An 11,936-nucleotide genomic window follows, 5' to 3' on the forward strand; every position below is an offset into this window, starting at 1 on the left:
GACACAAGGCCGCTCCTACACTGACCGCGTAAAACGGCACCGATATAGCGACAAGCCACATTCTGTGGGAGCTGGCGCCAGCCTGCGATGAGGCCGGTGCAGGGTCGTACAAAACCACGGAATCCCCCACTTCTGATGTAAATCAGCAGGCTGTGCGCCCACCGCGCAGCGAACCCTGCACAAACATCACCAGCGCCAGCGCCGGCAGCCCAGCCCCCAGCATCGCCACACCGCTCCAGCCAAACTGGCTGTACACCGCACTGGCCATCGCCGAGCCCAGCGCACCACCGAGGAAGATGCTGGTCATGTACAGCGCATTAAGCCGCCCACGGCTGGCAGGGTCCAGGGCATAGACCTCACGCTGCCCGATCACCATGTTCATCTGCACGGCAAAATCCAGCAGCACCCCGGTCAGGGCCAGCCCGATCACTCCAGCCCCCGGCGCGCTCAGCCCCAGCAGAAGGGCCAAAGGGGCCAGGGCCATCGCCAGCAACGAACCGCGCCGCGCGTGGCCGGCATCGGCAAGGCGCCCTGCCAGCGGCGCTGCCACCGCGCCCACCGCCCCCACCAAGGCAAACAGCGCAATTTGGCTTTGCGACAGCCCATGCTCACCGGCAAGCGCCAGCGGCACGGCGGTCCAGTACAGGCTGAAGGCTGCGAACATCAACGCTTGGTACAGCGAACGCTGGCGCAACACCGGGTAACGGCGCAGCAGCACCAGCAAGGACGCCATCAGCCCGGCATAGCTGGCTTTGTGTTCAGGCACACGGCGCGGCAGGGTCAGAGCCAGCAACACGATGATCGCCAACATCACACCCGCAGCCCCGACAAACACCGCGCGCCAGCCAAAATGGTCCGCCACCAGGCTCGACAGCGGCCGCGCCAGCAAGATGCCCAGCAGCAACCCACCCATGATATTGCCCACCACCCGGCCACGTTGCTGCTCAGGCGCCAGGTGCGCCGCCAGCGGGATCAGCATTTGCACCGCTACCGAACTGAAGCCGATCAGCAACGCATAGCCGAGAAACAGTTGCCCCTGCCCATGACCGCTGGTGCCGGCCAGTAGCAAGCTGACGGTCGCCAGCACCGCCGTGGCGATCATTAACCGACGGTTCTCCACCAGGTCTGCCAGCGGCACCAGCAGCAGCAAGCCCAGCGCATAGCCAAGCTGGGTGAGCGAGACGATCCAACTGGCGTGCTCGGGGCTCAGCCCCAGGTCAGGTGCGATCAGCCCGACTATCGGCTGGGCGTAGTAGATATTGGCGACGATGGCGCCGCAACAGAACGCCAGCAGCGTCACCAGGGCGCGGCTCAGGCCCTGGGCCGACGGCTGCGCGGCAGCGGTTGAAGAATTCATCACAGTTAGCCTCGGTGGACGGGGAAAGTGCTGCCATGGTCGCGCAAGCGGGCGTTGCGCAGAATCCACCCATAGCGCAACAGGCCGTTGCGCTGTACGCAACGCTCAGCGCTTCAGCAGCGCCTCGCAGAACTTCACAAACGCCATTACCCGCCGCGAGCCCCGGTGGTTGGGCAGGTACAACGCATTGATCGTGGCACTGGCGGCCCCCGGGCTGACTTCCCAATCGCTGAACAGCCGCTGCAAGCGCCCTGCCGCAACGTCTTCGCGTACCAGCCAGTCGGCCAGCAAGGCCACGCCGGTGCCGGCGATGGCCGCTTCGCGCAGCAGGTCGGCATTGGCACTGCGCAACGGGCCGCTGACATCCAGCTCCACGTCCTGGCCATCACCGCGCAAGCGCCAAGGCCGGGCCGACTGCCCGTAACGAAAGCGCAGGCAGGCGCAATCTGCCAGTTGCCTGGGGTGCTCAAGCGCTGGGAGTTGCGCAAGGTAGCCAGGGCTTGCCACCAGCCAGCGCTCGAAGCGCCCGAGCGGCCGGCATACCAGCTCATCGCTGGGTGCCGGCTCGCCCAGGCGGATGGTCAAGTCATAGCGGCCATCGAGCAGGTCGTCGAAGCGGTCGCTGAGGTCGATGTCCAGTTCAAGGCCGGGGTGCTGCGCCAGAAACCCGCCCAGGTGCGGCGCAATGACTCGCCGGCCGAACTCGACCGGCAAGCACAGCCGCAACACCCCGACAGGCTCTTCGCCACGGTCGCCGACCCGCGCGTCGGCTTCGGCCAGGGCCTCGAGAATGTCCCGCGCACGCTGGTAATAACTGGCGCCCGCCTCGGTCAGGCTGACCTGGCGCGTCGAGCGGTTGAGCAAGGTCGCGCCCAACTGCGCCTCCAGCGCATCGACCAGGCGCGTCACCGACGAGGTCGCAACACCCTGCCGGCGCGCAGCCGCCGAAAAGCCTTGGGCTTCGACCGTGGCCATGAACGCCTTGATCGCGAGCAGCTTGTCCATGTGAACGTCCGTGGGGGCAAAGCCCGAAACCTTCCTACAAACCAGGCCGGGAATCAACTGCACAGGCCAAGGCCGGTTTAACGCAGCGGGCCTGGACCAAGGTCGCAAGCCCGCAATTTTTCGTTCGATAAACGAACAGTGCTTTTCGTACCGCTAGCCAAGCAGATCTACACTTTTAGCAACGTAATCAGTAGTTCCGCCCTGCGACAATCAGTCCCGAAGTAAAATGTACCAACTTGTTAATTAGCTTGCTAAGCGTTTAAACTCCGGCGCATTCCACCTGCGAGATCCTTGGCATGAAAGACAACCCGCGCGCCTCTGGCGCCTGCACAATCATCCTGGTCGGCCTGGGCGTTATCGTCGCCCTGCTCGGCCTGCTCCTGGCCGCTGGCGGTATCAAGCTGGCAGGCCTTGGCGGCTCTTGGTACTTCCTGGTCGGCGGCTTGGCCATGGCCATTTCCGGCATTCTCATTGCGCGGCGCAAAAAAGCCGGTGCGTGGCTGTATGCAGCTTTTTTGCTCGGCACGATGATCTGGGCCCTGGCCGACGTAGGCCTGGTGTTCTGGCCGCTGTTCTCGCGCCTGTTCATGTTTGCCGCCATCGGCATGGTCGTGGCGTTGGTCTACCCGCAGCTTGCCGGCAACCGCGGCCGTAGCGCCTATGGCGTTGCCGCTGTACTGGCCGTGGCGCTGGTGGTTGCCGTGGGCAACATGTTCGTCGCCCACCCAAGCGTCGCCCCCACCGGTAAAGGCCCCGGGCTGACCCCGGTCGAGGCCGGCAAGGAACAGAAGGACTGGGCACACTACGGCAACACCGAGGGCGGTAGCCGCTTCGCGGCGCTGGACCAGATCAACCGTGGCAACGTCGACAAGCTCAAGGTGGCCTGGACCTACCATACCGGTGACGTGGCGATCAGCGACGGCAACGGCGCCGAGGACCAGCTGACCCCACTGCAGGTGGGCGACAAGGTGTTCATCTGCACCCCGCACAACAACCTCATCGCCCTCGATGCCGACACCGGCAAAGAGCTGTGGAAGAACCCGATCAACGCCCAGTCCAAGGTCTGGCAGCGTTGCCGCGGCATGGCCTACTTCGACGCTACCGCGCCGCTGGCCCAGCCCACTCAACCGAACAGCTCGCCGGTCACCGGCGCAGCGGTTGCCGCTGGCGCCAACTGCCAGCGCCGCCTGCTGACCAACACCATCGACGGCCGCCTGATTGCCGTGGACGCCGATACCGGCGCGTTCTGCCAGGGCTTCGGCGACAATGGCCAGGTCAACCTGATGGCCGGGCTGGGTAACGTGCCCGATTCCTACTACCAGCTGTCGTCCGCCCCGCTGATCGCCGGCACCACCGTGGTGGTTGGCGGGCGTGTGGCCGACAACGTCCAGACCGACATGCCAGGCGGTGTGATCCGTGGCTTCGACGTGATCACAGGGCAAATGCGCTGGGCATTCGACCCAGGCAACCCAGAGCAGCGCAGCGCGCCTGAGGGCGACAGCACCTACGTGCGCAGCACCCCGAACAGTTGGGCGCCGATGTCCTACGACCCGGCGATGAACACCGTGTTCCTGCCGATGGGCTCCTCGTCCACCGACATTTATGGTGTCGAGCGCAACCAGCTGGACCACACCTATGGCGCCTCGGTGCTGGCGCTGGACGCCACCACCGGCAACCAGAAGTGGGTCTACCAGACCGTGCACAACGACCTCTGGGACTTCGACCTGCCGATGCAGCCCAGCCTGATCGACTTCACCAAGGATGACGGCCAGACCGTCCCTGCGGTGGTCATCGGCACCAAGGCCGGGCAGATCTACGTGCTCGACCGCGCCACTGGCAAGCCGCTGACCCAGGTCGACGAAGTGCCGGTAAAGCCAAGCAACATCCCCAACGAGCCGTACTCGCCAACCCAGCCGAAATCGGTCGGCATGCCGCAGATCGGCGCGCAGACCCTGACCGAGTCGGACATGTGGGGCGCCACCCCGTATGACCAGTTGCTGTGCCGTATCGACTTCAAGAAGATGCGCTACGACGGCCTGTACACTGCGCCCGGCACCGACCTGTCGCTGAGCTTCCCAGGCTCGCTGGGCGGCATGAACTGGGGCAGCCTGTCCACCGACCCGGTGCATGGCTTCATCTTCGTCAACGACATGCGCCTGGGCCTGTGGATCCAGATGATCCCGTCGCAGAACAAAGGCAGTGCTGCCGGCGGTGGTGAAGCGCTGAACACCGGTATGGGCGCCGTACCGCTAAAAGGCACGCCATACGCGGTGAACAAGAACCGCTTCCTGTCGGTGGCCGGCATCCCGTGCCAGGCGCCGCCATTCGGCACCCTTACCGCCATTGACATGAAGACCCGCCAGATCGCCTGGCAGGTCCCGGTCGGCACCGTCGAGGACACCGGGCCCCTGGGCATCCGCATGCACCTGCCGATCAAGATCGGCCTGCCAACCCTGGGCGGCACGCTGTCGACCCAAGGCGGCCTGGTGTTCATCGCCGGCACCCAGGACTTCTACCTGCGCGCCTACGACAGCAGCAACGGCAGCGAAATCTGGAAGGCCCGCCTGCCAGTTGGCAGCCAAGGCGGCCCGATGACCTATGTTTCGCCGAAAACCGGCAAGCAATACGTGGTGATCACCGCCGGTGGCGCGCGCCAGTCGACTGACCGTGGCGACTACGTGATTTCTTACGCCCTGCCGTAAGCGACGACGCCATCGCGGGGCAGGCCCGTTCCCACAGGATGTGCCCTGCCTTTGCAATGGCGCGGTGCTTGTGGGGGCTGGCTTGCACGCGAAGAGGCCCTGAACGATTCGACGAGACTTAGCAATGCCATCCGCAATTCGCCTTACCCCCACTGCCCTGCTGCTGGCCCTGGCCAGCACTGGCGCCTTCGCCGACACCGACCTGCTGACCCGCGACACCCTTACCGGTGACTGGGGCGGCTTGCGCCATCAGCTCGAAGAAGATGGCGTCAAAGTTACCGGCGACTACAGCGGCGAAACCGCCTACAACGCTCACGGCGGCCTGCACCGCTCGGCGCGCTATTCGCAGAACATCAAGCTGGGCGTGCAGTTCGACCTGTCCAAACTGTACGGCCTGGACAACGCCGGCAAGGTCCAGCTGACCATCAACGACCGCCGCGGCAACAGCGCCTCCGAAGAACTGGTGGGCAACCGCCTGCCGATCCAGGAAAACTACGGTGGCCTGTACACCCGCCTGACCGAACTGAGCTACGAACGCACCCTGTTCACCCCGGCACTCAACGTCAAGCTCGGCTACATGGCCATGGGCAACGACCTGGGCGGCCTGGACAGCGGCATCCTGTGCAACTTCATGAACGCCGGGTTCTGCGGCCACCCACTGAACATGTCCGGTGGCAGCGGCTGGACCAATTACCCTAACGCCCACCTCGGCGGGCGGGTCAAATACGACTTTTCGCCGGCCTGGCAACTGCGCGTAGCGGCGTTCAATGTCGACCCGCAAAGCAACGGCAATTCGAGCCGTGCCTGGCACCTTGGCCCCAAGCACACCACCGGCACCGTGGTGCCGGTGGAGCTGGTGTACAAGCGCCTGGCGGAGCTTGCGGGTGAGTACAAGCTGGGCTATTACTACGACAGCTCCAACGTCAAACGCATCGGCAGCAGCAAAGAAGTGGCTGGTCGGGGCGGCCATTACCTGTTGATCGACCAGGCGGTGTGGAACGACCCGGCCATGCCGGGGCGCAGCCTGCATGCCTTTGGCCAGTATTCGGCCTCCAGCGAAGCGGCCTCGCCGTTCACCAAGTGGTATGGCACAGGCGTTGTGCTGTACAAGCCGTTCGCCAACCGCCCCCGCGACACCGTGGCCCTGGGCTATGGCCGCGCCGTGCAGAACCCGCGCAGTCGCGACGTGCTGCAAGAGGCGGCGTTCGATGCAGGGCAACCGTTCCCCAACATCGATGGCGCCGAGCAACTGATCGAGCTGAGCTACGGCTACCAGGCAACGCCTTGGCTGAACCTGCGCCCGGACGTGCAGTACATCGTCGAGCCGGGGGCGTTTTCCGGCAAGGACATCGACAATGCGCTGGTGCTCGGGCTGCAGGTCAAGGCCAGTTTCTAAGCCAGCACCACTGTCTTTTCGGGCCGCTTTGCGGCCCATCGCGGCGCAAGGCCGCTCCTACAGGCATGCGCCAACCTGCTTTGCGCGCCGCGAAGCAGCCCCGAGCTACTCAATAACTAAAGTCATGCCCCAACTGCCCTTGCATCCACTCCAGAAACCGCCGCACCCGCGGCAACTCTGCATGCCCGCGCGGGAACACCAGATGGTGGGCACTGACCGGGCTGGCTCGCTCGGCACCGAACACCGGCTGCAGCTGCCGGCGCTCGATATAGTCCTGGGCCAGCAACGAGCTTTCCAGCGCCAGCCCATAGCCGTGGCTGGCCGCCTCAAGGCTCATGTACGAACGGTCGAAGCTCAGCGCATACGGCGCCTGCGGTAACGACACGCCCTGCTGGGCAAACCACTGCGGCCACTGCACCAGCGCCGCTTCCGAAAGAATCAGGTTATGCCCGAGCAGGTCAGCCGGTTGCGCGATCGGCTGGCGCGCCAGCAGCGCCGGTGATGCCAGCACCGTCGCCTGCTCATGGCGAATGGTACGCACCTCAAGGCTCGGCCAGTTGGGGTAGCCGTGGCGGATATCGAGGTCAATCTGGTTACGCCCAAAATGCAACGACTCGTACGAACACGACAGGTTGATCTGGATATCCGGGTGGCTCAGGCGAAACCGCTCAAGACGCGGCAGCAGCCACAGCAAGCCGAAGCTTGGCGCCGAGTGCAGACGCAGGCAATCGAACCCCACGGCGCTGCCGGCGCGCTCGGTGGCACTGGCCAGGTTTTGCAGCAAGCCGCTGACCTCACGCAGGTATTGCTCGCCAGCCGGGGTCAATTGCACGCCCTTGGCGCTGCGTAAAAACAGCGGGCGGCCGATCAGCGCCTCCAGGTTGGCGATCTGATGGCTGACGGCTGACGGGGTCAGGTTCAGTTGTTCGGCAGCGCGTGCGACGTTGCCAAACCGCGCCGCTTGCTCGAAGGCCTGAATCGCTTTCAGCGGTGGCAGCTGCAAGGGTTTGTTGCCAGGGTGGTGATTCATCGGTCTACCTGCGGGTTCCGTGGCCTTAAGCGTGGCGCGTTACTGTGCCGTGATCGCACGCAACTGCCCAGTACTGAATTTTTTTCAGCATAGGCTGAAGCCCACGTCGTTGCCCGCCCCTCTCGCCCAGACCAAGCTGTGGCCAACGGTTCTGCCTGGACCGCCCATAAAAACAATCACCCGGAGCACTCCCATGCTACTCGAAGGCAAGATTGCAATCGTTACCGGCGCAGCGTCTGCCCGCGGCATTGGCCGCGCCACTGCCCAGACGTTCGCCGCCCACGGCGCCAAAGTGGTTATCCTCGACCTTGACCTCAACGCCGCCCGCAGCGCCGCCGCCGAACTTGGCGAAGGCCACCTGGGCCTGGCCGCCAACGTCGCCGACCAGGCCCAGGTCCGCGATGCCGTAGCTCAGGTACTGGCGCAGTTCGGCCGCATCGATGTGCTGGTCAACAACGCCGGCATCACCCAGCCGGTGAAAACCCTGGACATCACCAACGCAGACTTCGACCGCATCGTCGACGTCAACCTGCGCGGCACCCTGCTGATGTCCCAGGCGGTGATCCCGACCATGCGCAGCCAACGCAGCGGCAGCATCATCTGCATGTCGTCGGTTTCGGCGCAGCGCGGCGGCGGCATCTTCGGCGGCCCGCACTACAGCGCAGCCAAGGCCGGCGTACTGGGCCTGGGCAAGGCCATGGCACGCGAGCTTGGCCCGGACAATGTGCGGGTCAACGCCATTACCCCAGGCCTGATCCACACCGATATCACCGGCGGCCTGCTGCAGGACGAACGCCGCCACGCGATTATCGAAGGTATTCCCCTGGGCCGCCTGGGCGAGGCGCGCGACGTTGCCAACGCGGCGCTATTCCTGGCCAGCGACCTGTCGAGCTACCTTACCGGCATCACCCTGGACGTGAACGGGGGCATGCTGATCCACTGATCGCAACAGCCCGATGTTTCGCATCTGAGCCCCGCCTGGGCGGGGCAATCGATAACAACAAGAGATCAGATCGACATGACCACCCTCACTCTCGACGCGGCCGCCACCGCGCGCAGCGCTGCCTATCGCAAGACAGCCTGGCGGCTGATGCCGTTCCTGATGCTGTGCTACCTGTGCGCCTACCTTGACCGGGTCAACGTCGGCTTCGCCAAGCTGCAGATGATGGACGACCTGGCGCTGTCGGAAACCGTCTACGGCCTGGGCGCCGGGATGTTCTTCATTGGCTATTTCCTCTGCGAAGTGCCGAGCAACATCGTGCTGCACAAGGTCGGCGCTCGGCGCTGGATCGCCCGCATCATGATCACCTGGGGCATCATCTCGGCGCTGTTCGCCTTCGTCGAGACGGCCTGGCAGTTCTACGTGCTGCGCTTCTTCCTCGGTGTTGCCGAAGCAGGCCTGGCGCCTGGCCTGCTGCTGTACCTGACCTATTGGTTCCCGTCCTACCGCCGGGCCAAGATGACCGCCCTGTGGTTCATCGCCATCCCCCTATCGGGCATGGTCGGCGGGCCGTTGTCGGGCTGGATCATGGAGCGCTTTGCCGGTGTGCACGGTTGGGCGGGCTGGCAGTGGATGTTCGTGCTGGAGGCGATACCAACCGTACTGGTGGGCTTCCTGGTGCTCAGCTACCTCAAGGATGGCGTCGACCAGGCCACCTGGCTGACTGCCGATGAAAAAGCCCTGATGCGCAAGGAACTGGCCGAGGACGACAAGCACAAGGTGCAGCACGGTTCGGTCGGCGATTTCATTCGCGACCGACGCCTGTGGCTGCTGGCGGGTATCTACTTCTGCGTGGTCATGGGCCAGTACGCCATTACCTTCTGGCTGCCCACCCTGGTGCGCAATGCCGGGGTCAGTGAACCGCTGCACATCGGCCTGCTCACCAGCCTGCCGTACTGCTGCGCAATCGTCGCCATGTTGCTGGCCGGGCGCAGCGGAGACCGCCATCGTGAACGCCGCTGGCACCTGGCAATTCCGATGCTGGCGGGCGCCTTGGGCTTGAGCCTGGCGGCGGTGTTCGCCAGCCACTTGAGCCTGTCGATCCTCAGCCTGTGCCTGGCCGCAGCCGGCATCCTCTCGGCCTCATCGCTGTTCTGGATGCTGCCCACTACCTTGCTCGGCGGCGTGTCGGCGGCAGCCGGCATCGCAGCGGTGAACAGCTTTGCCAACCTGGCCGGGTTCTGCTCGCCATTTTTGATCGGCTGGGTCACCAGCAGCCTGGGCAGCAACGCCGTCGGCATGTACCTGATCACCGGCGTGCTGGTGTTCGGCGCGCTGTTGGTCATGCGTGTACCGGCCAGCCTGGTCAACCGTTAATTCCCCAAGGAGTCCCCCTTATGAATGCCGTACCCGTTACCCCGGGTGCGCGGCCTCTGGCTGTGCGCGCCCACAACATTCGTCGTCATGCCCTGCGCATGGGCCAGGTGCAAGGCCAGGGTTACATCGGCCAGGCGCTGGGCGCCGCTGACCTGCTGGCGGTGGCCTACTTCCACGCCCTGCGCATGGACCCGGCCAATCCTGAATGGGAACAGCGCGACCGGTTCTACCTGTCTATCGGCCACTACGCCATCGCCCTCTACGCAGCGCTGATCGAGGCCGGCGTGATTGCCGAGGACGAACTGGAAACCTACGGCAGTGACGACAGCCGCCTGCCGATGTCGGGCATGGCCACCTACACCCCGGGCATGGAAATAACCGGCGGCTCCCTTGGCCAGGGCCTGGGCATTGCCGTCGGCGCGTGCCTTGGGCTCAAGCGCAAGGGCTCGGACAGCTGGGTCTACAACCTGTTGTCCGATGGCGAACTGAACGAGGGTTCGACTTGGGAAGCGGTGATGTCCGCTAGCCACTGGAAACTGGACAACCTGATCGCCATCGTCGACGTCAACAACCAGCAGGCCGACGGCCATTGCCAGGAGGTCCTGGGTTTTGAGCCCATCGTCGAGCGCTGGCAGGCCTTTGGCTGGTATGTGCAGCGGGTCGATGGCAACGACCTCGATGCGCTGGTCCAGGCCTTCGACCAGGCCCGTACGCACACCGCTGCGCAGCCGCGGGTGATCATCTGTGACACGCGCATGGGCAAAGGCGTGCCGTTTCTGGAAAACCGCGACAAGACCCACTTCATCCGCGTCGACGAAAACGAATGGGCGCTTGCCCTGCAAGCACTGGACTCCGGGAGCCAAGCATGAACAGCCAGACCACCGGCAAAAAACGCCTGACCACCTCGGCAATGATCGCCTCCATTGCCGCCGAGGGCCAACCCACCCGGCCAGCACCGTTCGGCCATGCCCTGGCCGCGCTGGCCGCGCAGCGCCAGGACATCGTCGGGCTCAGCGCCGACCTGTCCAAGTACACCGACCTGCACATCTTCGCCAAGGCGCACCCGGAGCGTTTCTACCAGATGGGCATGGCCGAACAGCTGCTGATGAGCGCAGCCGCGGGCATGGCCCGCGAAGGCATGACCCCGTTTGCCACCACCTATGCGGTATTCGCCTCGCGCCGGGCCTATGACTTCATCTGCATGGCAATTGCCGAAGAGAACCTCAACGTCAAGATCGTCTGCGGCCTGCCGGGCCTGACCACCGGCTACGGCCCCAGCCACCAGGCCACCGATGACCTGGCGATCATGCGCGCCATGCCCAACCTGATGATCGTCGACCCGTGCGACGCACTGGAGATCGAACAGGCGGTGCCGGCCATCGCAGCGCATCAGGGGCCGGTCTACATGCGCCTGTTGCGCGGCAATGTGCCGCTGGTACTGGATCGCTATGACTACAAGTTCCAACTGGGCAAGGCGCAGGTGCTGCGTGGCGGGCGTGATGTGCTGGTGATCGCCAGCGGGCTGATGACCATGCGCGCCCTGGAGGCGGCGGACCTGCTGCACAAGGATGGCGTGGACGTGTCGGTGCTGCACGTGCCGACGATCAAGCCGCTGGACGAAGCGACGATCATTGCCGAGGCGCGCAAGTCTGGGCGCCTGGTGGTCACGGCCGAGAACCACTCGATTGTCGGCGGCCTGGGGGAAGCTGTGGCCGGTGTGTTGCTGCGCAACGGCGTGACCCCGACCTTCCGCCAGATCGCCCTGCCCGACGCCTTCCTTGATGCCGGCGCGCTGCCGACGCTGCACGATCGTTATGGGATCTCCACCGAGGCGGTGGTGCAGCAGATCAAGGGTTGGCTGTGATTGAGTAATCCAGGGCTGCTTTGCAGCCCATCGCGGCACAAGGCCGCTCCTACATCGCCCGCGTTGCGCATAGAACCGCGGCAGCGCGGGAGATTCCATGGTTTTTGCGCAAGCTTGTGGTGGACTCATCGCAGGCCCTGCCAACCCGCAACATTGCTGGTTGGAACCAATCCTTTGGGAAATAATAGCGAGTTGTGGCGAGCGGGCTAGTCCCGCGTTGGGCTGCGCAGCAGCCCCTTGGGTTTTCAGGACTGCTGCGCAGCCC

Annotated in this window: 9 protein-coding genes; 6 read left to right on the forward strand and 3 right to left on the reverse strand. The window is 64.8% G+C overall.

Translation table 11 applies throughout. The features are described 5' to 3' along the window. Window positions 1-142: 142 nt before the first annotated feature. Window positions 143-1,357, reverse strand: a complete 1,215-nt coding sequence (locus HU720_RS22815) for an MFS transporter (RefSeq protein ID WP_186523195.1) — start codon at window positions 1,355-1,357, stop codon at window positions 143-145. A 105-nt stretch (window positions 1,358-1,462) separates the two neighbouring features. Next, window positions 1,463-2,362, reverse strand: a complete 900-nt coding sequence (locus HU720_RS22820) for a LysR family transcriptional regulator (RefSeq protein ID WP_186523196.1) — start codon at window positions 2,360-2,362, stop codon at window positions 1,463-1,465. Between the two features lie 296 nt (window positions 2,363-2,658). On the opposite strand from HU720_RS22820, the gene HU720_RS22825 reads away from it, so the two are divergent. Continuing rightward, a complete protein-coding gene (locus HU720_RS22825; protein ID WP_186523197.1) occupies window positions 2,659-5,064 on the forward strand; it encodes a glucose/quinate/shikimate family membrane-bound PQQ-dependent dehydrogenase in 2,406 nt (801 codons plus the stop codon). A gap of 124 nt (window positions 5,065-5,188) precedes the next feature. After that, on the forward strand, window positions 5,189-6,460 hold the full coding sequence (locus tag HU720_RS22830; RefSeq protein WP_186523198.1) for a carbohydrate porin: 1,272 nt from the start codon (window positions 5,189-5,191) through the stop codon (window positions 6,458-6,460). A gap of 109 nt (window positions 6,461-6,569) precedes the next feature. Here HU720_RS22830 and HU720_RS22835 read toward each other — a convergent pair whose 3' ends face one another. Further along, entirely contained in the window at window positions 6,570-7,490 is a 921-nt protein-coding gene (locus HU720_RS22835) for a LysR substrate-binding domain-containing protein (protein ID WP_186523199.1), read from the reverse strand. A gap of 193 nt (window positions 7,491-7,683) precedes the next feature. Here HU720_RS22835 and HU720_RS22840 point away from each other — a divergent pair, with 193 nt between their 5' ends. The 4 genes from HU720_RS22840 to HU720_RS22855 all read left to right on the forward strand — a co-directional run bounded on the left by HU720_RS22840 (window position 7,684) and on the right by HU720_RS22855 (window position 11,671). Then, window positions 7,684-8,433 (forward strand): SDR family NAD(P)-dependent oxidoreductase, encoded by a 750-nt coding sequence (locus HU720_RS22840; RefSeq protein WP_186523200.1) that lies wholly within the window; start codon window positions 7,684-7,686, stop codon window positions 8,431-8,433. A 75-nt stretch (window positions 8,434-8,508) separates the two neighbouring features. After that, complete coding sequence (locus HU720_RS22845; protein ID WP_186523201.1) at window positions 8,509-9,807, forward strand: MFS transporter; 1,299 nt, start codon at window positions 8,509-8,511, stop codon at window positions 9,805-9,807. Between the two features lie 20 nt (window positions 9,808-9,827). Next, window positions 9,828-10,676, forward strand: coding sequence for a transketolase (locus tag HU720_RS22850; RefSeq protein WP_186523203.1), 849 nt, complete (start codon window positions 9,828-9,830; stop codon window positions 10,674-10,676). After that, window positions 10,673-11,671: a transketolase family protein gene (locus HU720_RS22855; protein WP_186523205.1), complete on the forward strand. Its 999-nt coding sequence runs from the start codon at window positions 10,673-10,675 to the stop codon at window positions 11,669-11,671. The genes HU720_RS22850 and HU720_RS22855 overlap by 4 nt, the downstream gene beginning before the upstream one ends. The last annotated feature ends 265 nt before the right edge of the window (window positions 11,672-11,936 follow it).

It is taken from the genome of Pseudomonas sp. SWRI51, from assembly GCF_014268825.1.
Lineage (GTDB): Bacteria > Pseudomonadota > Gammaproteobacteria > Pseudomonadales > Pseudomonadaceae > Aquipseudomonas > Aquipseudomonas farsensis.